This is a genomic window from Streptomyces sp. (assembly GCF_031181555.1).
Lineage (GTDB): Bacteria > Actinomycetota > Actinomycetes > Streptomycetales > Streptomycetaceae > Streptomyces > Streptomyces fimbriatus.
This window is the reverse complement of sequence record NZ_JAPSKQ010000034.1, coordinates 12,353-33,159: the sequence shown is the minus strand read 5'-3', so window position 1 is coordinate 33,159 and position 20,807 is coordinate 12,353. Positions and strand designations below refer to the sequence as shown.

Here is a 20,807-nt window from a genome sequence, read left to right as displayed (position 1 = left end):
CAGTACCCAAGGAGCCCCGCGCCGTCAGGCGACGGGGCTCCTGCCTTTTCGATTCCTTGCGGCACGGAACCGCGCGAGCCGTGCAATCCCCGCGAGGCCCGCGAGCCCTGCGAGCCGCGGTGAATTCCCGGAGAATTTCCCTCGTACGTGCCGCATGATCAGCACGAATTCCATGTCCGGATCCCGTGCCCCGTACGCGTGCGCACATCCCCGCGGTACGCCGTGCAGTCCCCCGGTCCGGGTTCGGCGCCCTCTTCGCCGGGCCCCGCCTTCACGCGTCCGGCGCGGGCGGCGGGAGTCGTGCGACCCGGGGTGCCGACGGGTGACCGTGGGTGCCGGCGGGTGTCCATGAGTGACCACGGGTGTCAGTGGGCGCGGGTAGGGTGCCCGGCCATGACCGACACCGACGCCGACCACGTGGTCGCCACCCGCGTCTTCTACGACGCCATCGCCGAGGACTACGCCGCCCGGTTCGACGGCCTGCACACGGCGCAGCCGCTGGACCGGGCGGTGCTGACCGGTTTCGCCGAGCTGGTCGGAAAGGGCGGCCGGGTGGCCGACCTGGGATGCGGTCCGGGCCGGATGACCGCGTATCTCGCCTCCCTCGGCCTCTCCGTCTTCGGCCTCGACCTGTCGGCGGCGATGCTCGCCATCGCCCGCCGCGAGAACCCGGACCTGCGCTTCGAGCAGGGCTCGATGCTGGACCTGGACCTCCCCGACGGCAGCCTGGCCGGTGTCGTCTCCTGGTACTCGACCGTCCACACCCCGCACGACGAGCTCCCCGCCCTGTTCACCGAGTTCCGCAGGGTCCTGGCGCCCGGGGGCCGGCTGCTGCTCGCCTTCCAGGCCGGGGACGAGCCCCGGCGCCTCGAGCGGCCCTTCGGTCACCCGGTCACCGCCGACTTCCTGCGCCGCCGGCCGGAACGGATCGCCGCGCTCCTGGAGGCGGCCGGGTTCACGGTCGAGCTGCGCTCCGTGCGGGCGGCGGACGAGAAGCTCGGCGAGTCGACCCCGCAGGCGGCCCTGATCGCCCGCAGGCCGCCGCGGAGCCCCGCCTGAGGCTGTCCGGCGGATCGTGCCGGACAGGCCCCGGTCACCGGGGCGGTCCCGCCCCGCCGCTCCCGGATCCCCGGTACGGCGTGGCCCTCCCGGAGGACGGCCGGTGAAGCCGTCGTGGAAGGGGGACGGCACGGTGAGCGCCGGCTGGGACACCGCGCTGCTGCCGGCCGGGCCGGGACGGGGGCGGGCGGTGGTGCCCGCGCTGCCGGACCGCGCCGTCCCCGGCGAGGAGGGTCCCGTCGGCCGGTCCCGATCCGCGCGCTGCGGCCCCTGTCGGTCGGCTGGGCGGTCCGCCGCCGGGACGCGCTGACACCGCCGGCGAGGGCGTTCGCGGACACGGTGGTGGACGGCTGCCGCCGCAGGGCCCCGGGCGGGCGGGCCGGCCGGGGCGTACGCGGGCGGCGGGTGAGCGCGGGGCCACCGTCGTCGCCCGCTCCCCCACCCCGCCCGCCGCCCCTCCCCTACTCCGCGTACAGCCCTTCCACCTCCTGCGCGAAGTCCCGCACGATCGCCTCGCGGCGCAGCTTCATCGACGGGGTCAGGTGGCCCGCCTCCTCCGTGAAGTCCACGGGGAGGATCGCGAAGCGGCGGATCGACTCCGGGCGGGAGAGGGCCTTGTTGGCCTCGTCGATCGCGCGCTGGAGGACGGCGCGCAGTTCCTCGTCGTCGGTGAGGAGTTCCGGCGGGACCGGGTGTCTGCCGTTCATCCGGCGCCAGTGGGTGATGCCGTCGGGGTCCAGGGTGATCAGGGCACAGACGTAGGGGCGGTTCTCTCCGAGCACCATGACCTGGGAGATCAGGGGGTGCGAGCGGAGCCAGTTCTCCAGCGGGGCCGGGGCGACGCTCTTGCCGCCCGCGGTGATGATCAGCTCCTTCTTGCGGCCCGTGATCGTCAGGTAGCCCTCGTCGTCCAGTTCGCCGACGTCGCCCGTGGGGAGCCAGCCGCCGGGCGCCGCGGGGACGACGCCGCCCGCCTGGGAGTCCCAGTAGCCGCGGAGCACGTGCTCGCCCGCGACCAGGATCTCGCCGTCCGCCGCTATGCGGATCCGCGTGCCGGGCAGCGGCCAGCCCACCGTGCCCAGGCGGGGTTTGAGCGGGGGCGTCACCGTCGTGGCGCCGGTCGTCTCCGTCAGGCCGTAGCCCTCGAAGACCTCGATGCCGGCGCCGGCGTAGAACGCGGCGAGGCGGCGGCCGAGCGGGGAGCCGCCGCAGACGGCGTAGCGGACCCTGCCGCCCATGGCGTTGCGGAGGCGGCGGTAGACCAGGGGGTCGTAGAAGGCGCGGGCCGTCTTCAGGGCGCGGGACGGGCCGGGGCCCGTCCCGGCCCGCCGGGCCTCCAGTGCCTCGCCGTAGCGGCGGGCGACCGCCACCGCGCGGTCGAAGGCGGACAGGCGTCCGCCCGCCTCCGCCTTGGCGCGGGCGGCGTTGAAGACCTTCTCCAGCATGTAGGGGATGGCCAGCAGGCAGGTGGGCCGGAAGCTCGCCAGGTCCGGCAGCAGGTCCTGGGCCTTCAGGCTCGGCGCGTGCCCGAGGCGTACCCGGGCGCGGACGCAGGCGACGGCGACCATGCGGCCGAAGACGTGGGACATGGGCAGGAAGAGGAGGACGGAGGCCTCCTCGCTCGTCCGTGCCCTGAAGACGGGGTAGAGCAGCTCGACGGCGTTGTCCACCTCGGCGAAGAAGTTGCCGTGGGTGAGGGCGCAGCCCCTGGGGCGGCCCGTCGTGCCCGAGGTGTGGACGAGGGTGGCGAGGGTGTCGGGGCCCAGGACGCCGCGGCGTACGTCCACCTCCTGGTCCGGGAGGTGCGCGCCGGCTTCCGCGAGCTGCTCGACGTGGCCCTTCTCGACGGTCCACACGTGCCGCAGGTCGGGCAGGTGGGGGAGCTCGGGGCCGAGGGCGGCGGTCTGGGCCGCGGTCTCCGTGACCAGGGCGACCGCGCCCGAGTCGTGCAGGATCCAGCGGGCCTGGAAGACGGAGGAGGTGGGGTAGACGGGCACGGTGACGAGTCCGGCGGCCCACGCGGCGAAGTCGAGGACCGTCCACTCGTAGATCGTGCGGGCCATGACGGCGATCCGGTCGCCCGGCATCAGGCCCTCGGCGATCAGTCCCTTCGCCACGGCCATGACCTCCGCGGCGAACTCGGCGGCCGTCACGTCCCGCCAGCCGCCGTCCGCCGTCTTCCGGCCGAGGACCACCGCGTCCGGGGCCGCGCTCGCGTTGTCGAACGGCAGGTCGGCGAGCGATCCGTGCCGCACCGGCCTGGCGAACGGCGGTACGGACGCTTCCCGTACGACTCCGTCCAGCCGCCGGACCTCGGGTGCGACCAGGACGGGCGCCCCGTAGTCCTCGTCGTCGAGGGCGGACGCGTACGCGGCGGAGGAATGCGCGGTGGACACGGGCGGCTCCTGGGGCGTGCGGGGGAACTGCTTGCCGCCTCGGCGTACGGGCCTCGCACGCCGAGGCGCTCACCGGCGGCATCCGGCAAAGGGGCGACCGCCGACCGGTCCCGGGATCGTACGGCTCTCACGTGGGGGCTCTGTGCGGGTACGGGGAGGGTACGGGGCCGGGCGTGTGCAGTGTCGGGGGTCACGTGAGGGTCGCTCACGTGACCCCCGCGTCGTTCACGGACGTTCGAGGATCGCCGTCACGCCCTGTCCGCCCGCCGCGCAGATCGAGATCAACCCCCGGGCGGGGGCGTCCCGTTCGGCGAGGAGCTTCGCCAGGGTGGCCACGATGCGGGCGCCGGTGGCGGCGAAGGGGTGGCCGGTCGCCAGGGACGAGCCCGCCACGTTCAGGCGGGCGCGGTCGACGGGGGCCAGCCCCCGCTTCTCCCAGGCCGCCAGCGTCGCCAGCACCTGGGAGGCGAACGCCTCGTGGATCTCGATCAGGTCGAAGTCCTCCAGGCCCAGTCCGGCGCGCTCCAGCATGCGCGGGACGGCGTACGCCGGGGCCATCAGCAGGCCGTCCTCGCCGCCCGCCGCATCGCCGTGCACGAAGTCCACGGCGGCCGTCTCGTACGCGGTCAGGTACGCCAGCGGGGCCAGGCCCCGGGCCGCCGCCCACTCCTCGCTCGCCAGCAGCACCACCGCGGCGCCGTCCGTGAGCGGGGTCGAATTGCCCGCCGTCATGGTGGGTTCGGGGTGGTCGAGGCCGAACACCGGCTTCAGCGTGGCGAGTTTCTCCACCGTCGAGCCCGGACGCAGGTTCTGGTCGCGGGCCAGGCCGCGGAAGGGCACCACCAGGTCCGTCAGCAGGCCGCGTTCGTACGCCGCCGCCAGCCGCTGGTGACTGGTCGCCGCGAGTTCGTCCTGGGCCTCGCGGGTGATGCCCCAGGCGCGGGCGGTGACGGCGGCGTGCTCGCCCATGGACAGGTGGGTGCGCGGTTCGGCGTTGCGCGGGACGTCGGGGACCAGGTGGCCCGGGCGCACCTTCGCGAGCGCCCTGAGGCGGGCGCCGAACGACCTGGCGCGCCGTGCTTCCAGCAGCACCTTGCGCAGGTCGTCGTTGACGCCGAGGGGCGCGTCGCTCGCGGTGTCGGCGCCGCCCGCGACCGCGGCCTCCGTCTGGCCGAGGGCGATCTTGTTGGCGGCGGCGATGACGGCCTGGAGGCCGGTGCCGCAGGCCTGCTGGATGTCGTACGCGGGGGTGCGGGCGTCCAGGCGTGAGCCGAGGACCGTCTCCCGGGCGAGGTTGAAGTCGCGGCTGTGCTTGAGGACCGCGCCGGCGACGAACTCGCCGACGGCGCCCGGCGCCCCCAGGTCGTACCGCTCGACGAGGCCGTCCAGGGCCGCGGTGAGCATCTCCTGGTTGGAGGCGGTGGCGTACGGGCCGTCGGAGCGGGCGAACGGCACGCGGGTGCCGCCGATGATCGCGACGCGCCGCACGGCGATCGGCTTCAGGGGGCTCATCTCGACCTGCTCCTCACCGGTGACATAACATTACCTCCGGTAACTTTACTTCAGAGTAAGCATCAGACCAGGCAACAGGGCAAGCACCCGGGTGAACGCCGGGCGCGCCCTTCACACCCGTTGGGAGTCCCATGGCCGACCGCTATCTGAGCTTCGCCGGCACCGCGCCCGGCCGCTTCCTGACGCGCCGCCTGGGACTCCCCCGGCCCGCACCGCTGCGGCGCTGGTCGCCGGAGCGGCCGGAGCTGGACGGCGGACTGCTCCACCTCACCGCGGGCGCGTCCGGCCTCGGCCTCGGCCTCGGCCTCGCCCCCGTCCTCGCCCGTACCGGACCCGGCACGGGCGGCGCCGCGGACCGGCCCGCCGCCGTCGTCCTGGACGCCAGCGGGGTACGGGACGTCGAGGGGCTCGCCGAGGTGCACGCGGCCCTGCACCCCGTCGTCCGGTCGGTCGCCGCGAGCGGCCGGATCGTGGTGCTGGGCGCCCCGCTCGACGCCGCCGACCACCACCGGGCCGCCGCCCAGCAGGCGCTGGAGGGCTTCACCCGCTCCCTCGGCAAGGAGATCGGCCGGGGCAGGACCGTGAACCTGGTCCGCCTCACCGACGCCTCCGCCGCCGAGTCCACCCTCCGCTTCCTGCTCTCCCCCAAGTCCGCCTACGTCAGCGGCCAGGTGATCGAGGTCGGCGACCAGGAGGTCACCGCCCCCGACGACTGGAACCGCCCCCTCGCCGGCCGCACCGCCCTGGTCACCGGCGCCGCACGGGGCATCGGGGAGGCGGTCGCCGAGACGCTGGCCCGGGAGGGCGCCGAGGTGGTCGTCCTCGACGTCCCGCAGGCCGAACAGGACGCACGGCGCGTCGCCGAACGGCTCGGCGGCACCGCGCTCCCGCTCGACATCACCGCCGCCGACGCGGGCGCCCGGATCGCCGACGCCCTCCCGGGCGGCCTCGACGTGCTCGTCCACAACGCGGGCATCACCCGTGACCGGCGCCTGGCCAACATGCCGGCCGAGCGGTGGGGTCCGGTGCTGGAGGTGAACCTGGCGAGCGTGCTGCGCACCACCGACGCGCTGCTCGCCGCCGGGACGCTGAAGCGGGGCGGCCGGATCGTCGCCACGGCCTCCATCGCGGGGATCGCCGGGAACGCCGGCCAGACCAACTACGGGGCGAGCAAGGCGGGCATCACCGGCCTGGTCCGCGCCCTCGCGCCGCGGGCGCTCGCCGAGCACGGGGTGACGGTGAACGCGGTCGCGCCGGGCTTCATCGAGACCCGGATGACGGCGGCCGTCCCGCTGCTCATCCGCGAGGCGGGCCGCCGGATGAACTCCCTCGCGCAGGGCGGCCTGCCGGTCGACGTCGCCGAGACCACCGCCTGGCTCGCCCACCCGGCCTCGGCCGCGGTCAACGGCCAGGTCGTCCGGGTCTGCGGCCAGAGCCTGCTGGGAGCGTGACCACCGTGGCACCCGCGGGCTCCGCCCCCTCGGCACCCTCCGCACCCCCCGTCGTGCTCACCGCACCCCCCGCCCTGGCCCCGCTGCTCGCCCGGGGCGCCCTCCTGTCCCCCTTCAGGCGGCCCCGCCCCGACGCCGCCTTCCCGCGCACCCGGCTGGTGCTGACCGGGCTGCGGATCGACCTCGCGCGGCTGGCCGCGTACGAGAGGGTGTGCGGCTTCCCGACCGGGGCGGACGCGCTGCCGCCGACGTATCCGCACGTGCTGGGCTTTCCCCTGGCCATGCGGCTGATGAGCGGCCGGGACTTCCCGCTGCCGCTGCTCGGGCTGGTCCACACGTCGATCGGGATCACCTGCCGCCGGCCGCTGCCGGCCACGGGCGCGTACGACCTGTCGGTGCGCGTCGAGGGCCTGGCGCCGCACCGGCGCGGCACCGAGGCCGCCGTGGTCACCGAGCTGCGGGCCGGCGGGGACGCCGTGTGGGAGTCGCGGAGCACCTATCTGGCCCGGCACCGGACCTCCGGGCGGCCCGCCGCGCACCGGGAGGAGGAGCGCGCGCCGCACGAGCCGCTGCCCGCCGTGGACGAGTGGCGGCTGGCCGGGGACGTCGGACGCCGGTACGGTGCCGCGTCCGGCGACCGCAACCCGATCCACCTGCACCCGCTCACCGCGCGCCTCTTCGGCTTCCCCCGCGCCATCGCGCACGGCATGTGGACCGTGGCCCGCTGCCTCGCCGCGCACGGCACCCCGGACGCGGCGGTGGTGCGGGCGGACTTCGGGGCGCCGGTCCTGCTGCCGGGGACGGTGACGTACGCGGCGCGGGACGAACGCTTCGAGCTACGGGGGGCCGGCGGCCGGGTTCACCTGACGGGGGACGTCCGCCCGGTGTGAGCCCCGGGGGCACCGGCCTCCGGGGAGTCGTCCTCCTCCGGCGGTGACCAGCGGCGGCCCGCCATCAGGTCGCCCAGCCCCGCCCAGGCGAAGTTCATCAGCGTGGCCGCGGCCTGCCGGGCCGTGACGCCGGGGGTGGCGTTGGCCCAGTCGGCGAGCGACTCGGCGGCGCCGACCAGTGCCTCCGCGAGCCCGGAGACCTCACGTGCGGGAAGATCGGGGTCCTCGGGGGTCCCCCCTGCTCGTGGGGGTCCCCCCTGTTCGAGCGGAGCCGAGAACGTGGGGGAGCAGCCGAGAGCCCGGGGGTGCGCCTCGCGGGCGGCGGCCAGGATGAGCTGGGTCACGAACGCCACGATCTCCGCGCGCATCGCGGCGACCTCGGCGGCGAAGACCTCGCCGTGCGTGCGGGCCTGCAGGTGCAGCACGGACCAGCCGTCGGGGTGGAGCGCGGTGTGCGTGAAGAACGCCGTCAGGCCGGCCCAGAGTTGGCGGTCCGCGGGCAGGCCCGGGCGGACACCGGCGCGCACCGCCTCGGTGAGGGCCTTCGCCTCACGGCGGATGCAGGCGGTGAACAGGTCCTCCTTGGAGTTCAGGTACAGGTAGACCAACGGCTTGGACACGCCCGCCAGTTCGGCGATCTCGTCCATCGACGCGGCCATGTACCCCCGCTGGCCGAAGGTCTGGACGGCGGCGTCCAGCATCTGCTGCTCACGGACCGCACGCGGCATCCGCTTGGTCTTCACGGCACCCATGCGGATTAGCGTACGGGCCCGTGGCCGTCCCCCCCCGTCCGGCGACGGCGCTCACCGGACAGCCGGACCCTCGTCCGGACCGGGCCGGCCCGGACGACGAGCGTCCGCCCGCGGCGGCCGTGCTTCGGGCCGCCGCGGGCGGACGTCGGGGGGAGCGGGAGGAGCCGTGGTGGCGGTGGCCCGGGCGGTCAGGCCGTCGCGGGGACCCGCCGGGGCTCGTCCGCCGGGGTCCCGTCGGCCGGGGTCTCGTCGATCGGCGAGGCGTGGACCGTGCCGTAGGCGTCGCGGTCCAGCAGGCCCTCGCGGGCGGAGACGACGACCGGCACCAGGGCCTGTCCGGCGACGTTGGTCGCGGTGCGGATCATGTCCACGATCGGGTCGATCGCGAGCAGCAGGCCGACGCCCTCCATGGGCAGGCCGAGCGTGGAGAGGGTGAGGGTCAGCATGACCGTCGCGCCGGTGAGTCCGGCCGTGGCGGCGGAGCCGACCACCGAGACGAACGCGATCAGCAGGTAGTCGCCGATGCCGAGCTGGATGTCGAAGATCTGGGCGACGAAGATCGCGGCGATGGCGGGGTAGACCGCGGCGCAGCCGTCCATCTTGGTGGTCGCGCCGAACGGGACGGCGAACGACGCGTACTCCCTGGGCACGCCCAGGCGCTCGGTGACCTTCTGGGTCAGCGGCATGGTGCCGACGGAGGAGCGGGAGACGAAGGCCAGCTGGATCGCGGGCCAGGCGCCCTTGAAGAACTGCACCGGGTTGACCTTGGCGGCACCGGCGAGCAGCGCCGGGTAGACGCCGAAGAGGACGATCAGGCAGCCGACGTAGATGTCGGCGGTGAAGGTCGCGTACTTGCCGATGAGGTCCCAGCCGTAGGTGGCGATCGCGTTGCCGATGAGGCCGACGGTGCCGAGCGGGGCGAGGCGGATGACCCACCACAGGGCCTTCTGGAGGAGTTCGAGGACGGACTCGCTCAGGGTGAGGATCGGCTGGGCCTTCTCGCCGAGCTGGAGGGCGGCGATACCGGCGACGGCGGCCATGAAGACGATCTGCAGCACGTTCAGCTCGGTGAACGGCGTGATCACGTCGGTCGGCACGATGCCGGTGAGGAAGTCGATCCAGGAGCCGGTCTTCTCGGGCTCGGCCCCGTCCGCCGGGGTGAGGCCGGTGCCCGCGCCGGGGTTGGTGACCAGGCCGATGACGAGGCCGATGGCCACCGCGATCAGCGAGGTGATCATGAACCAGAGGAGGGTCCGCGAGGCCAGGCGGGCCGCGTTGTTGACCTTCCGCAGGTTGGTGATGGAGACCAGGATCGCGAAGAAGACGAGCGGGGCGACGGCGAGCTTCAGCAGGCCGACGAAGGTCCCGCCGACCTTCTCGAGGGTGGTGACGAGCCAGGAGACGTCCTGGCTGCGGGCGAGCCAGCCGAGCAGGACGCCCAGGACGAGGCCGGCGAGTATCTGGGCCCAGAAGGGTGCCCGGAAGGGCAGCAACGAGGACTTCGTGTTCGTGGACACGGACATGCTCCGATGAAGGGGACGCGTGAGGAAGGTGACGTGGTGTTCGGGCGCGGGAGCGTCAGGGACGACAGTTCGCGGAGGAGACCCGACAGAGGTCCACGTGCAGGCGCGCCACGAGCGGAACTCTCCGGGGCGTGGGGAACACGGCTGCTGACTTCACCCGAAGACCGTAACACCTGAACTTTGAGACACTCAAAGCCTTACTTTGACAGGCGCGGGGAGAAAAGCGCCCGTACAACGCAAAGCGCCCTGGTCTCCGGGGATTTCGGAGACCGGGGCGCTGTAGGGGTGGCGGGCGGTGTGACGAAGCTTACGGGGCCTGGGCCCGCGAGGTCCGGGCCTGCGAGGGGGCCTACGAGGTCTGACCCTGCGCCCGGCCGTGCGCGCGGGCGGCGTCGTCGGCGACGTCCTCCTGGTTGCGGTTGGCCTCCAGGTTCGCCTTGACCCGGTCCACCCGCTGCACGATCCGCTCGGAGGCCCGGTCCCGCTCCTCGCGGAGCACGACGAAGCTGATCGGGGCCGAGATCACCAGCGCGAGCAGCACGATCCACAGGCCGTTGGAGTCGCCGAGGCCGCGCGGGGCGAGGCCGGAGTAGACGAGGCCCCAGACGGCCACGAGGCAGCCCACGAAGATCCCGAGGCGCATCAGCGTGTAGCGGAGCATCTCATCCACTCTTCCTACGTCCGGCCTGAACATCCCCCAGAACATCCCAAAGGGACACAGGGGCAGCCTCCAGTGAAGCACGCCCGGACCGCCGGCCCTCCAGGGGGGTGCGGCCTCAGGTCAGCGGCAGCAGCATGGTGATGTCGTCCCGCTCGTCGCCCGGCGCCACCCGGATCGCGCCGGGGACGCGGCCGACCTCCTTGTAGCCGCAGGAGGCGTAGAAGTGCTCCAGGCCGAGGCCGCCGCGGCAGCCGAGGCGTATCGCCTCGATGCCGTCGAGCCCGCGGGCGGCGCTCTCGGCGGCCGCCAGCAGGTCACGGCCGTACCCCTTGCCCTGGTGGCGGGGGTGGACCATCACCGTGTACAGCCAGATCCAGTGGGTCATCAGGCGGTGGCTGTTGAAGGTGAGGAACGCCGTCGCGGCCACCCGCCCCTCCTCGTCGTGCCCGACGAGGAGCCGGGAGCGCCCCTCCTCCATCGCCGCGAACTGGCGCACCAGCTCGGGCCGGATCTCCTCGCGCGTCACCGGCGGCACGAAGCCGACGGCTCCGCCCGCGTTGGAGACGTCGGCCCAGAGGTCGAGGATGCCGTCGCGGAGTGCGGGGGTGACGGCGGGATCGAACGTGAAGGTAAGGGTCATGCGGCGATGGTAACCATTACCCAAGTGCTTGCGCCGCGATTTTCAGGTCCGCGACCAGCCCCCGGTACGCCGCCTCCCGGTCGTCCGCCCGCAGCACCGCCGACGGGTGCACGGTGGGGACCAGCCGCTCGGGGCGGCCGTGGATCTCCTCCTCCAGCACCCTGCCGCGCACCTGCGTGACCCGGAACGACGAGCCGAGCAGCGCCTTTCCGGCGGTCGCGCCCAGCACGACGATCAGCTCCGGCTCGACGGCCGCCAGCTCGGCGGCGAGCCAGGGCCCGCACGCCTTCATCTCGCGCACGCCGGGCGCCTTGTGGATCCGGCGCCCCCGCGCCCCGGAGCGCGTGAACTTGAAGTGCTTGACCGCGTTGGTGACGTACGCCTCGCCGGGGTCGATGCCCGCCTCGGCCAGCGCCCGGTCGAGCAGCTTGCCGGCGGGCCCGACGAAGGGCTTGCCCTGCCGGTCCTCCTGGTCGCCGGGCTGCTCGCCGACGAGCATGACGCGGGCGTCGGCCGCCCCGGCGCCGAAGACGGTCCGGGTGGCGTCGCGGTGCAGCGGGCAGCCCCGGCACCCGGCGGCGGCCTCGCGCAGGGCGGTCAGGTCACCGCGGTCCGGGAGGAAGGGTGCGGCGGTGTAGGCGTCCTCGGGCGCCTGGGTGACGGCCATGCCGGGCGGGTACCCGCCCGGCCACCGGCCTCACGCCCCGGACCGGACCCGCACCGGGTGCGACGGCCCCTCCCGGCGCGCCGTCCCGGCCCCTGTCCCCGCCCTTGTCTCAGACCCGCATCGGCTGCGGGGACTCCCGGCGCTCCGGGTCCGGGCCGTCGTACTCGCGGATGATCTCGTACCGCGTGTTGCGCTCCACCGGGCGGAAACCGGCGTCGCGGATCAGGTCGAGGAGGTCCTCGCGGGTCAGCTTGTTCGGGGTGCCGTAGTTGTCGGCGTCGTGCGTGATCTTGTACTCGACCACCGAGCCGTCCATGTCGTCCGCGCCGTGCTGCAGCGCCAGCTGCGCGGTCTGGACACCGTGCATCACCCAGAAGACCTTGACGTGCGGGACGTTGTCGAAGAGCAGCCGGGAGACGGCGAAGGTCTTCAGCGCCTCCGCGCCGGTGGCCATCCGGGTGCGGGCCTGGAGGCGGTTGCGGATCTTGCCGTCCTTCATGTCCACGAAGTCGTGCTGGTAGCGCAGCGGGATGAAGACCTGGAAGCCGCCGGTCTCGTCCTGCAGCTCACGCAGCCGCAGCACGTGGTCCACGCGGTGGCGGGGCTCCTCGATGTGGCCGTAGAGCATGGTGCACGGGGTCTTCAGCCCCTTCTCGTGCGCCAGCCGGTGGATGCGCGACCAGTCCTCCCAGTGGGTGCGGTGGTCGACGATGTGCTGCCGCACCTCCCAGTCGAAGATCTCCGCGCCGCCGCCGGTGAGGGACTCCAGGCCCGCGTCGATCAGCTCGTCGAGGATCTCCGAGGCGGACAGCCCGGAGATGGTCTCGAAGTGGTGGATCTCGGTGGCGGTGAACGCCTTCAGGGAGACGTCCGGCAGGGCGGCCTTCAGCTCGCGCAGGGAACGCGGGTAGTAGCGCCACGGCAGGTTCGGGTGGAGCCCGTTGACGATGTGCAGCTCGGTCAGGTTCTCCGACTCCATCGCCTTGGCGAGCTTCACCGCCTCCTCGATGCGCATCGTGTACGCGTCCTTCTCCCCCGGCTTGCGCTGGAAGGAGCAGTACGCGCAGGAGGCGGTGCACACGTTCGTCATGTTGAGGTGGCGGTTGACGTTGAAGTGCACGACATCGCCGTTCAGCCTCGTGCGCACCTCGTGCGCCAGTCCGCCCAGCCACGCCAGGTCGTCCGACTCGTACAGCGCGATGCCGTCCTCACGGGTCAGGCGGACACCCGCCCTGACCTTCTCCTCCAACTCGCGCTTGAGCCCGACGTCCATGCCGATACCTCTTTTCTCCAGGCAGACTCCGTCAACCGTACGCCCCGGCTAGTGGACCTCTTCGGGCAGCTCACCGACGCGGTTCTCCCACTTCGTGGAGAGCACGATGGTGGTCCGGGTCCGCGAGACGCCCTTGGTGCCGGACAGCCGGCGGATGATCTTCTCCAGCCCGTCCACGTCGCTCGCCCGCACCTTGAGCATGAAGGAGTCGTCACCGGCGATGAACCAGCAGTCCTCGATCTCCCTCAGGTCCTTCAGCCGCTGCGCCACGTCCTCGTGGTCGGCGGCGTCCGAGAGCGAGATGCCGATCAGGGCGGTCACGCCGAGGCCGAGCGAGGCGGCGTCCACGGTGGCCCGGTAGCCGGTGATGACACCGGCCGCCTCCAGCCGGTTGATGCGGTCGGTGACGCTGGGTCCCGACAGGCCGACGAGGCGCCCCAGCTCCGCGTAGGAGGCCCGGCCGTTCTCCCTCAGGGCCTGGATGAGCTGCCTGTCCACCGCGTCCATCGAATCGAAGCCTTCCATTGAAGAGGATGAAAGTTCCTGAAAGGTGGTGCGTTGCCGTGCCGTTGCGGCGAGTGCTCAGTCCGTGCGGGAGCCGCCGCCGAGTTCGCCCTCCCAGCGGCGGTAGAGCCGGTGTTCGACGCCCGCCGCGTCGAGTACGCGTCCGGCGACGAAGTCGACCAGGTCCTGGATGTGCGTCGCGCCCGCGTAGAAGGCCGGTGAGGCGGGCACCACGGCCGCGCCCGCGTCGTCGAGGGCGACCAGGTGCCGCAGGGTCCGGCCGTTCAGCGGGGCCTCCCGCACGGCCACGACCAGCGTGCGCCCCTCCTTCAGGGTCACGCTCGCCGCCCGCTGCAACAGGTCCTTGGACAGCCCGAGCGCCACCCCGGCCACACAGGCCGTGGAGGCGGGCACGATCAGCATGCCCTTGCTCGGATACGACCCCGAGGACGGCCCGGCCGCGAGGTCACCGGCGGCCCAGTGCCGTACGCCGTCGAGGTCCACGGCGAAGGTGTCCGGCTTGCCGTCCGCGCCCCGGGCCAGCCATTGGCGCAGGTCGTCCCGCCAGTGGGCGTCCCGGAAGGAGATGCCGGTCTCGTCGAGCAGGGTGAGCCGCGAGGCCCGGCTGACGACGAGGTCGACGCTCTCCCCCGCCGCCAGAAGCGCACGCAGCACAGCGGCTGCGTAGGGCGTCCCGGATGCCCCGGACACCCCCACGATCCAAGGCTTGCGCCCCGATTCTCCTGCGTTCACATCACGAGCCTACCGGCGGTGGGGTTTCTCCCGGCGCGGGTGGGGGGCCGCACGGCCGCTCAGACCGTCAGGCCCCGCACCAGCAGGTCCAGCAGCGCGCACACGAACAGGGCGATGCCGATGAACCCGTTGACGCTGAAGAAGGCCCGGTTCACGCGGGACAGGTCGTGCGGGCGGACGATGGTGTGCTCGTAGACGAAGGCCGCGGCGACGATCAGCAGGCCCAGCCAGAAGAACGCGCCGGCGTCGGTGCGGACCGCGTACCAGGCGAACAGGGCCGTCGTCACGGTGTGGCAGGCCCGGGCGCCCCAGATGGCGGCCGGGACGCCGAAGCGGGCCGGGACCGACCGCACGCCGATCTCGCGGTCGGCGTCGACGTCCTGGCAGGCGTAGATCAGGTCGAAGCCGCCGATCCAGACACCGACCGCCAGGCCGAGCACGACCGCGTCCCAGGACCACGCGCCGGTGATCGCCAGCCAGCCGCCGACCGGGCCCATCGCCTGGGCGAGGCCCAGGATGGCCTGCGGGAAGTCGGTGAACCTCTTGCCGTACGGGTAGACCACCATCGGGACGACCGCGACCGGCGCGAGGGCCAGGCAGAGGGGGTTGAGCAGGGCCGCCGCGCCGAGGAACACCGCCAGGGCGATCAGCGCGCCGGTCCACGCGTGCTTCACCGACACCGCGCCGGTGACCAGCTCGCGGTGGGCGGTGCGCGGGTTGCGGGCGTCGATCTCGCGGTCGATGATCCGGTTGGCGGCCATCGCGAAGGTGCGCAGCCCGACCATGCAGATGGTGACCAGCAGCAGTCTGCCCCAGTGGATGTTCCGGTCCAGCTGGAACATCGCCGTCAGCGCGGCGATGTAGGCGAAGGGCAGCGCGAAGACCGAGTGCTCGATCATCACCAGGCGCAGGAAGGCTTTCGTGCGCCCCGGCTGGGGAATCGCGGCGGAGGCGCTGCTCACAGCCCGTACTCCTTCCACCGCTTCGTCACCCGTTCGGCCGTGTCCGGATCGGACTCGACCATGTCCGGCCAGCCGCCGTCGCGCGTGTACCCCTCCTCCGGCCACTTCTTCGTCGCGTCGATGCCCGCCTTGCCGCCCCAGAACTGCTGGTACGAGGCGTGGTCGAGGTGGTCCACGGGGCCCTCGACGACGGTGAGGTCGCGGGCGTAGTCGGTGTTGCCGAGCGCCCGCCAGGCGACCTCGTGCAGGTCGTGCACGTCGCAGTCGGAGTCGACGACCACGATCAGCTTGGTCAGCGACATCATGTGGGCGCCCCAGATGGCGTGCATGACCTTCTGCGCGTGCTTCGGGTACTTCTTGTCGATCGAGACGATCGCGCAGTTGTGGAAGCCGCCGGCCTCGGGGAGGTGGTAGTCCACGATGTCCGGGACGATGATCTTCAACAGGGGGAGGAAGAAGCGTTCCGTCGCGCGGCCGAGCGGGCCGTCCTCCGTCGGGGGGCGGCCGACGACGATCGACTGGAGCAGCGGGCGCCTGCGCATCGTCACGCAGTCGATCCTCAGGGCCGGGAAGGGCTCCTGCGGGGTGTAGAAGCCGGTGTGGTCGCCGAAGGGGCCCTCGGGCAGCATCTCGCCCGGCTCCAGCCAGCCCTCCAGGACGACCTCCGCCTGCGCGGGGACCTGGAGCGGGACCGTCCTGCAGTCGACCATCTCGACCCGCTTGCCCTGCAGGAACCCGGCGAAGAGGTACTCGTCGATGTCGCCGGGGAGCGGGGCGGTGGAGGCGTACGTCACGGCGGGCGGGCAGCCGAAGGCGATGGCGACCGGCAGCCGCTCGCCGCGCCGGGCGGCGACCTGGTAGTGGTTGCGGCTGTCCTTGTGGATCTGCCAGTGCATGCCGATGGTGCGCCTGTCGTGGCGCTGGAGGCGGTACAGGCCGAGGTTGCGGACGCCCGTCTCGGGGTCCTTGGTGTGGGTCAGGCCCAGGTTGAAGAAGGAGCCGCCGTCCTTGGGCCAGGTGAACAGGGCGGGGAGCTGTTCGAGGTCCACGTCGTCGCCGTGCAGGACGACCTCCTGCACCGGCGCGTCCTTCACCTTCTTCGGCGGTACGTGCGTCATCGCGCCGAGCTTGCCGAAGGCCTCGCGCACGCCGACGAAGCCGTGCGGCAGTTCGGGCCTGAGCAGACCGCCGATCTTCTCGGAGATCTCCGCGTACGACTTCAGGCCGAGCGCCTTCAGCAGGCGGCGGTCGGTGCCGTACACGTTCATCGCGAGGGGCATGCTCGAGCCGCGCACGTTCTCGAAGAGCAGCGCGGGACCGCCGGCCTTCTGCACCCGGTCGACGATCTCACCGACCTCCAGGTGCGGGTCGACCTCGGCCTTGATGCGCTTGAGGTCACCCTCGCGCTCCAGCGCCCTGAGCAGGGAGCGAAGATCGTCGTAAGCCATGCGGTCAAGTATCCCCGAGCGGCTACCCTGGCCCTGTACCTGGGGGCTGTGACGACGGCCCCGCCGCCCCCTTTCTGTCTGGAGAGGCCCCATGCTCCGGGTGCTGATGTTCCTCGTCCCCCTGGCACTGAGCGTCTACGCGTTCATCGACTGCATCAGCACGAAGGACGAGGACATCCGTCACATGCCCAAGCCGCTGTGGGCGATCCTCGTCCTGCTGTTCCCGCTCGTCGGATCGATCTCGTGGCTCATCGCCGGCAAGAAGCGGCACCCCGCGGGCGCGGGCGGCGCCATCGGGTCCGCCTGGAGCCGGGGCGGCCGGCAGCAGTGGGTGGCGCCCGACGACAACCCCGAGTTCCTCAAGTCGCTGAGCGACGACGGGAACCGCCGCCCCGGGGGCGGGAGCAAGGAGCAGGACGGGACCCCGGGCCCGGACCTGGACAAGGGCGAGGACGAGGGCAAGGGCAAGGACGGGGACAAGGACGAGCGGGACCGGGGCGAGTGATGGAGCTGCGGCTCCTCGTCACGTTCGAGAAGGTCGCCACCGTCCTGAGCTTCACCCGGGCCGCCGCCGAACTGACGTACGCGCAGTCCAGCGTGACCGGTCGGATCCGCTCCCTGGAGTCCTCGCTGGGCACGGAGTTGTTCGACCGCTGGGCAGCCGGATCCGGCTGACGGAGGCGGGCGAGCGGCTGCTGCCGTACGCGCGGCGGATCATCGAGCCGAGCGAGGAGGCGCGGGCGGCCGTCGCCGGGGCGGAGGAGCCGGCCGGGTCGCTCGTCGTCGGCACCATGGAGTCGCTGACGTCGTACCGGCTGCCGCCGCTGCTGGAGTACCTCCACCACCGCCACCCGAGGGTGCGCCTCGCGCTGCGCACCACGACCGGGGACGAGACCCGGCAGGCGCTGCGGCAGGGGGCGTACGACCTCGGTTTCCTGATGGAGACGGAGACGGAGCATCCGGGGCTGGAGGGCGAGGTGCCGGCGGTCGAGCCGCTGGCGCTGGTGGCGGCGCCCGGGCATCCGGCGTCCGGCGCGCCGGTGACCACCGCCGCTCTCGTACGGCAGCCGCTGCTGGCCGAGGTGACGGTCGCCGCCGAACTCGCGGAGGGCTCTTTGGTGCGGCTGGACTGGGAGCCGCCGTTCACGCTTCGGACGCAACTGGCGTGGCGGGCCGGGAAGCGGCTTCCGGCGCACGCGCGGCTGTTCGTGGAGCAGGCGCGGAGACTCGTGGCCGAGCAGGCCGCGCCGAGGTGACCCCGAGGCTCGCCATGACGGTCAGCGGGACGCCGAGCGCCTGGACGAGGCCGATGTGGTGGCCGTACACCGCCCAGTCCACGACCATCGCCACGGCCGGGTGGACGAAGGCCAGGACGGCGATCTTCGAGGTCGGGAGCTTGGCGTAGGCGGCGTACACCAGGACGTACATCAGGCCCGTGTGGAGGACGCCGAGCCCGGCCAGCCAGCCCCAGCCCGCGCCGGTGCCGGCCATGGCGCCGAAGTCGGCGAACGGCAGCAGGAGCGGGATGCCGGCGAGGACCTGGACGAGGGCGACGAGGTGCGGCCGTACGCCGGTGACGCTCCCCCGCTGCTCGACGCGCGGGGGCACCCCCATGGTGACCAGGGTGGACAGGCCGTACAGGAGCGCGGCGAGGAGGGCCTGGCCGATGCCGGTCAGGTAGGCGCCGCCGCCGGTGAAGTCTCCGGGGTGACGCCGGAGACGAGGACCAGTCCGGCGAAGGCGACGGCGATCCAGCCGACCTTGGCGGCGGTGAGGCGCTCGCGGAACAGCAGGGCGCCCAGCAGCACCACGTGGAACGGCTGGGTGTGGTGGACGGCCGTGGCGACCGAGATGGAGGTGTTCTCGTACGACTCGAAGAGGAACACCCAGTTGAAGACGATGAACACGCCGCCGAGGACGGCGAGGGCGAGGGTGCGCGGGGGTGGTCCACGCGCTGCCGGGGCGTCCCGCCGATGGGGTCATCGGTGCCGCCGATGACCGCTGGTCGCGCGGCTCGGCCACGCCCGCACCGCTGCCGTGGTCCGCCGCGTTCGCCACCGCTCGACCGGCGGCGGCCCGCCCGTTCCCCCGCAGCACACGGGCGGACGCGCACGCCGGCAGGGCCAGTCTGAATCAGTCCGGGCTAGAATTGGAAGAGGATTCTAGAAAATCGCTCCAGAATGGGACGACGGCCCTGCGATGAGCCCCAAGCAGCACCGCGGTGAGGTCACCGCCGAGCACCTCCTGGACGCGGCGCTGCGCGTCTACGGGGAGTCGGGCGAGCAGGGTCTCACCGTCAGCGCGGTCACCCGGGCCAGCGGGGTCAGCCTGGGCAGCCTCTACCACCACTTCGGCAGCATCGACGGGCTGTACGAGGCACTCGCCCGGCGCTGGCTGGGCCGGCTGCTGGGCGAGCTGGCCACGGCCCTGGGACCGGCCCGTACCGCCCGCGAGGGCGTGGGCGCCCTCACCCGCGCCTATCTGACGTTCATTCAGGAGCACCGGGCCGCCGCGCTGCTCGTGCACTCCTCGCGGGCGGACCGGGTCGGCATGGAGCGGGGCAGGGAGCTGCGCGACGCCCAGGAGGCCAGGGTCTCGGCGTTCGCGCAGTGGCTGCGGCCCCGGATCGAGGCCGGCGAGGTGGCCCCGCTCCCGCTCCCGCTGGTCGAGTCCCTGGTGCTGGGCCCGGTCGTCGGCACGGCACGGCGCTGGCTCTCCGGCTTCGACGACGTCGACCTGGACGAAGCCGCACGCGTTCTGCCGGAACGGATCTGGCGTTCGATCAGCGCGGAGTAGCCTCGCACCGCCGTCCGGGCGACGCCGTCCCCGTTCCGTCGCCCCGCCCGGCCGACCGGGGTCCCGACGCAGCGGGTCCGCACCCGTGAGGAACGGTTCTCCCCGCGCGCGGCGCGCGAGGCCCCGCGGGCGGCGATCGGCGCACGGAGCGAGGCGCTCACGCCCGCGTGCGGGCCGTGCCGAAGGGCGCGGGCGCCCTCCGCGTCTGCCCGGCGTACCTCAGCGCAACCGCGACGACGACAGGATCGACAGCAGGTGGGCCGGGACCATCACCCACGTGATGACGGCCAGCGCGCCCAGCGCCCAGCGCGTCGGCTCGATGCCGCCGGTCACCGTGTCGGCGACGGCCGCGACCAGCAGGACGAGGGAGGCCTCGATGCCGTTGGTCACCCGGTGGATCTTGAACGCGGCGGCGATCCGGCGCACGGTGGCCACGCCCTGCGAGCGCGGGCGGGTGGACTCGTCGTCGGCGACGGCCAGTCCGCGCCGGGCGCGGGCCACGTCCACCAGGTCGGTGGACGCCTTGAGCAGGACGACCCCGAGGGCGGTCGCGATGCCGACCGACAGCCAGCCGCCGACGCCCGACTCGGCCGCCCGGTACCCGGCGCCCGCCATCAGCGCCGCGTCGGCGAGGTACGCGCCGAGCCGGTCGACGTAGATGCCGGCCGCGCTGTTCTGGCCCTTCCAGCGGGCGACTTCGCCGTCCACGCAGTCGAAGAGCAGGAACAGCTGCATGAGGACCACGGCGAGGACCGCACCGGTCAGGCCGGGGATCATCAGCGCGGCACCGGCGGCGACCCCGCAGACGACCATGGTCCAGGTCAACTGGTCCGGGGTGACCGGGGTGCGCACCAGCTGCCGGGTGGTGCGCAGCGAGATCCTGCGCATGTAGAGCCGGCCGGCCCAGTGCTCGCCGTTGCGGCTCGCCAGCTTGGCCTGCGGCTGGCAGACCTCCCGCAGCTCCTCAAGTACCGGTGCGGCACCCATGACTTCCTCCCACCCGGGGCCCACCACCGCCCGTGCGGCGATGATCGGGCCAGGGTACAGAGCCGGTCGGGCGGGCCCGACGGGGGTCGGCGTCCAGGGGGCCGCCGCCCCGCAGACCGCCGCCTTCCGCGCGGCGGGACGGCGGCGGCCGTACCGCGGCACGACAGTGGTGACGACGCCGTCCCCGTGCCGGTACTGCTCCGGACCGCCGGACCGGTCCGGAGCAGTACCGGGTGGTGACCGGCGAGGCGGCCGCCCTCCACGGCGGGCACGACCGGCCGGCCGGGCACGGCATGGAGATCGTGCCGCTCGACGATCCCGGGTGCGCCACGGTGATGCGGGAGTCCGCCGCGCGCCGTCCACAGCCGTGGAACGAGAACGTCGGGGACGCCGGGGACTGACGGGGCCGGTTACGGCCGCTGACCCGCCTCGTCGACGATCGCCCGGCGCAGGACCGCCGTGTTGCCGGTGACGGTTCCCCTCTCCACGTCCGCGTGGTCCTCGGTGGCCACACTGCGCTCGCCGAGGAACTC

Annotated in this window: 22 protein-coding genes and 1 pseudogene; 8 read left to right on the top strand and 15 right to left on the bottom strand. The window is 73.3% G+C overall.

What is annotated here, in order from left to right; genetic code table 11:
- Positions 1–393 precede the first annotated feature (393 nt).
- The gene (locus RIM90_RS10315; RefSeq protein ID WP_309060309.1) at positions 394–1,059 is read left to right on the top strand and encodes a methyltransferase domain-containing protein; all 666 of its coding nucleotides are present in this window, start codon (positions 394–396) and stop codon (positions 1,057–1,059) included.
- Positions 1,060–1,520: 461 nt separating this feature from the next.
- Here the strand turns inward: RIM90_RS10315 and RIM90_RS10305 are convergent, their stop codons facing one another.
- Together RIM90_RS10305 and RIM90_RS10300 are read right to left on the bottom strand one after the other, a co-directional pair.
- Positions 1,521–3,455: an AMP-dependent synthetase/ligase gene (locus RIM90_RS10305; RefSeq protein ID WP_309060308.1), complete on the bottom strand. Its 1,935-nt coding sequence runs from the start codon at positions 3,453–3,455 to the stop codon at positions 1,521–1,523.
- 225 nt (positions 3,456–3,680) lie between these two features.
- Positions 3,681–4,967 (bottom strand): acetyl-CoA C-acetyltransferase, encoded by a 1,287-nt coding sequence (locus RIM90_RS10300; protein ID WP_309060307.1) that lies wholly within the window; start codon positions 4,965–4,967, stop codon positions 3,681–3,683.
- Positions 4,968–5,098: 131 nt separating this feature from the next.
- Here RIM90_RS10300 and RIM90_RS10295 point away from each other — a divergent pair, with 131 nt between their 5' ends.
- Both RIM90_RS10295 and RIM90_RS10290 read left to right on the top strand, forming a co-directional pair.
- Positions 5,099–6,418: a 3-oxoacyl-ACP reductase gene (locus RIM90_RS10295; protein WP_309060306.1), complete on the top strand. Its 1,320-nt coding sequence runs from the start codon at positions 5,099–5,101 to the stop codon at positions 6,416–6,418.
- Positions 6,415–7,308, top strand: coding sequence for a MaoC/PaaZ C-terminal domain-containing protein (locus RIM90_RS10290; protein WP_375165422.1), 894 nt, complete (start codon positions 6,415–6,417; stop codon positions 7,306–7,308). Before RIM90_RS10295 ends, RIM90_RS10290 begins: the two co-directional genes overlap by 4 nt.
- Here the strand turns inward: RIM90_RS10290 and RIM90_RS10285 are convergent.
- The 11 genes from RIM90_RS10285 to RIM90_RS10240 form a co-directional block, all read right to left on the bottom strand.
- Positions 7,278–8,060: a TetR/AcrR family transcriptional regulator gene (locus RIM90_RS10285; RefSeq protein ID WP_309060305.1), complete on the bottom strand. Its 783-nt coding sequence runs from the start codon at positions 8,058–8,060 to the stop codon at positions 7,278–7,280. The two genes, RIM90_RS10290 and RIM90_RS10285, sit on opposite strands and share 31 nt — an antisense overlap.
- Positions 8,061–8,248: 188 nt before the next feature.
- Complete coding sequence (locus tag RIM90_RS10280) at positions 8,249–9,583, bottom strand: dicarboxylate/amino acid:cation symporter (protein ID WP_309060304.1); 1,335 nt, start codon at positions 9,581–9,583, stop codon at positions 8,249–8,251.
- A gap of 55 nt (positions 9,584–9,638) precedes the next feature.
- Complete coding sequence (locus RIM90_RS31545) at positions 9,639–9,725, bottom strand: putative leader peptide (RefSeq protein WP_351715017.1); 87 nt, start codon at positions 9,723–9,725, stop codon at positions 9,639–9,641.
- Between the two features lie 207 nt (positions 9,726–9,932).
- On the bottom strand, positions 9,933–10,244 hold the full coding sequence (locus tag RIM90_RS10275) for a DUF4229 domain-containing protein (protein WP_309060303.1): 312 nt from the start codon (positions 10,242–10,244) through the stop codon (positions 9,933–9,935).
- A 115-nt stretch (positions 10,245–10,359) separates the two neighbouring features.
- Positions 10,360–10,884, bottom strand: a complete 525-nt coding sequence (locus RIM90_RS10270; RefSeq protein ID WP_309060302.1) for a GNAT family N-acetyltransferase — start codon at positions 10,882–10,884, stop codon at positions 10,360–10,362.
- Between the two features lie 16 nt (positions 10,885–10,900).
- Positions 10,901–11,551: a UdgX family uracil-DNA binding protein gene (locus tag RIM90_RS10265; RefSeq protein ID WP_309060301.1), complete on the bottom strand. Its 651-nt coding sequence runs from the start codon at positions 11,549–11,551 to the stop codon at positions 10,901–10,903.
- Between the two features lie 109 nt (positions 11,552–11,660).
- Complete coding sequence (mqnE, locus tag RIM90_RS10260; protein ID WP_309060300.1) at positions 11,661–12,824, bottom strand: aminofutalosine synthase MqnE; 1,164 nt, start codon at positions 12,822–12,824, stop codon at positions 11,661–11,663.
- A gap of 48 nt (positions 12,825–12,872) precedes the next feature.
- Positions 12,873–13,331 (bottom strand): Lrp/AsnC family transcriptional regulator, encoded by a 459-nt coding sequence (locus RIM90_RS10255; RefSeq protein WP_309060329.1) that lies wholly within the window; start codon positions 13,329–13,331, stop codon positions 12,873–12,875.
- 75 nt (positions 13,332–13,406) lie between these two features.
- On the bottom strand, positions 13,407–14,081 hold the full coding sequence (locus tag RIM90_RS10250; protein ID WP_309060299.1) for a UbiX family flavin prenyltransferase: 675 nt from the start codon (positions 14,079–14,081) through the stop codon (positions 13,407–13,409).
- 59 nt (positions 14,082–14,140) lie between these two features.
- Complete coding sequence (gene mqnP / locus RIM90_RS10245; protein WP_309060298.1) at positions 14,141–15,043, bottom strand: menaquinone biosynthesis prenyltransferase MqnP; 903 nt, start codon at positions 15,041–15,043, stop codon at positions 14,141–14,143.
- On the bottom strand, positions 15,040–16,491 hold the full coding sequence (locus RIM90_RS10240; RefSeq protein ID WP_309060297.1) for a menaquinone biosynthesis decarboxylase: 1,452 nt from the start codon (positions 16,489–16,491) through the stop codon (positions 15,040–15,042). The genes mqnP and RIM90_RS10240 overlap by 4 nt, the downstream gene beginning before the upstream one ends.
- 91 nt (positions 16,492–16,582) lie before the next feature.
- On the opposite strand from RIM90_RS10240, the gene RIM90_RS10235 reads away from it, so the two are divergent.
- From RIM90_RS10235 to RIM90_RS10225, 3 genes are all read left to right on the top strand, one after another.
- Complete coding sequence (locus RIM90_RS10235; RefSeq protein WP_309060296.1) at positions 16,583–16,996, top strand: PLD nuclease N-terminal domain-containing protein; 414 nt, start codon at positions 16,583–16,585, stop codon at positions 16,994–16,996.
- Positions 16,996–17,166 carry a LysR family transcriptional regulator gene (locus tag RIM90_RS10230; RefSeq protein WP_309060295.1) on the top strand — a complete coding sequence of 57 codons (171 nt, stop codon included), beginning with the start codon at positions 16,996–16,998 and terminating at the stop codon, positions 17,164–17,166. Before RIM90_RS10235 ends, RIM90_RS10230 begins: the two co-directional genes overlap by 1 nt.
- 116 nt (positions 17,167–17,282) lie before the next feature.
- Positions 17,283–17,747, top strand: a complete 465-nt coding sequence (locus tag RIM90_RS10225; protein WP_309060294.1) for a LysR family transcriptional regulator substrate-binding protein — start codon at positions 17,283–17,285, stop codon at positions 17,745–17,747.
- Here RIM90_RS10225 and RIM90_RS10220 read toward each other — a convergent pair.
- Positions 17,635–18,440 (bottom strand): annotated as a pseudogene (locus RIM90_RS10220) (DMT family transporter); the annotation flags it as partial. The gene RIM90_RS10225 and the pseudogene RIM90_RS10220 overlap by 113 nt on opposite strands.
- Before the next feature lie 250 nt (positions 18,441–18,690).
- Here RIM90_RS10220 and RIM90_RS10215 point away from each other — a divergent pair.
- Positions 18,691–19,287, top strand: a complete 597-nt coding sequence (locus RIM90_RS10215) for a TetR/AcrR family transcriptional regulator (RefSeq protein WP_309060293.1) — start codon at positions 18,691–18,693, stop codon at positions 19,285–19,287.
- A 219-nt stretch (positions 19,288–19,506) separates the two neighbouring features.
- Here the strand turns inward: RIM90_RS10215 and RIM90_RS10210 are convergent, their stop codons facing one another.
- Positions 19,507–20,274 (bottom strand): CDP-alcohol phosphatidyltransferase family protein, encoded by a 768-nt coding sequence (locus tag RIM90_RS10210; RefSeq protein WP_309060292.1) that lies wholly within the window; start codon positions 20,272–20,274, stop codon positions 19,507–19,509.
- 233 nt (positions 20,275–20,507) lie between these two features.
- Between RIM90_RS10210 and RIM90_RS10205 the strand changes: the two genes are divergently transcribed.
- On the top strand, positions 20,508–20,675 hold the full coding sequence (locus RIM90_RS10205) for a hypothetical protein (RefSeq protein WP_309060291.1): 168 nt from the start codon (positions 20,508–20,510) through the stop codon (positions 20,673–20,675).
- Positions 20,676–20,807: the final 132 nt, after the last annotated feature.

Bases quoted from the DNA above. Each gene is read 5' to 3' on its own strand.
- RIM90_RS10315 (WP_309060309.1), top strand. From the start codon at position 394: ATGACCGACACCGACGCCGACCACGTGGTCGCCACCCGCGTCTTCTAC.
- RIM90_RS10300 (WP_309060307.1), bottom strand. From the start codon at position 4,967: ATGAGCCCCCTGAAGCCGATCGCCGTGCGGCGCGTCGCGATCATCGGC.
- RIM90_RS10295 (WP_309060306.1), top strand. From the start codon at position 5,099: ATGGCCGACCGCTATCTGAGCTTCGCCGGCACCGCGCCCGGCCGCTTC.
- RIM90_RS10285 (WP_309060305.1), bottom strand. From the start codon at position 8,060: ATGGGTGCCGTGAAGACCAAGCGGATGCCGCGTGCGGTCCGTGAGCAG.
- RIM90_RS10280 (WP_309060304.1), bottom strand. From the start codon at position 9,583: ATGTCCGTGTCCACGAACACGAAGTCCTCGTTGCTGCCCTTCCGGGCA.
- RIM90_RS10275 (WP_309060303.1), bottom strand. From the start codon at position 10,244: ATGCTCCGCTACACGCTGATGCGCCTCGGGATCTTCGTGGGCTGCCTC.
- RIM90_RS10270 (WP_309060302.1), bottom strand. From the start codon at position 10,884: ATGACCCTTACCTTCACGTTCGATCCCGCCGTCACCCCCGCACTCCGC.
- RIM90_RS10265 (WP_309060301.1), bottom strand. From the start codon at position 11,551: ATGGCCGTCACCCAGGCGCCCGAGGACGCCTACACCGCCGCACCCTTC.
- mqnE (WP_309060300.1), bottom strand. From the start codon at position 12,824: ATGGACGTCGGGCTCAAGCGCGAGTTGGAGGAGAAGGTCAGGGCGGGT.
- RIM90_RS10255 (WP_309060329.1), bottom strand. From the start codon at position 13,331: ATGGACGCGGTGGACAGGCAGCTCATCCAGGCCCTGAGGGAGAACGGC.
- RIM90_RS10240 (WP_309060297.1), bottom strand. From the start codon at position 16,491: ATGGCTTACGACGATCTTCGCTCCCTGCTCAGGGCGCTGGAGCGCGAG.
- RIM90_RS10235 (WP_309060296.1), top strand. From the start codon at position 16,583: ATGCTCCGGGTGCTGATGTTCCTCGTCCCCCTGGCACTGAGCGTCTAC.
- RIM90_RS10230 (WP_309060295.1), top strand. From the start codon at position 16,996: ATGGAGCTGCGGCTCCTCGTCACGTTCGAGAAGGTCGCCACCGTCCTG.
- RIM90_RS10225 (WP_309060294.1), top strand. From the start codon at position 17,283: ATGGAGTCGCTGACGTCGTACCGGCTGCCGCCGCTGCTGGAGTACCTC.
- RIM90_RS10215 (WP_309060293.1), top strand. From the start codon at position 18,691: ATGAGCCCCAAGCAGCACCGCGGTGAGGTCACCGCCGAGCACCTCCTG.
- RIM90_RS10210 (WP_309060292.1), bottom strand. From the start codon at position 20,274: ATGGGTGCCGCACCGGTACTTGAGGAGCTGCGGGAGGTCTGCCAGCCG.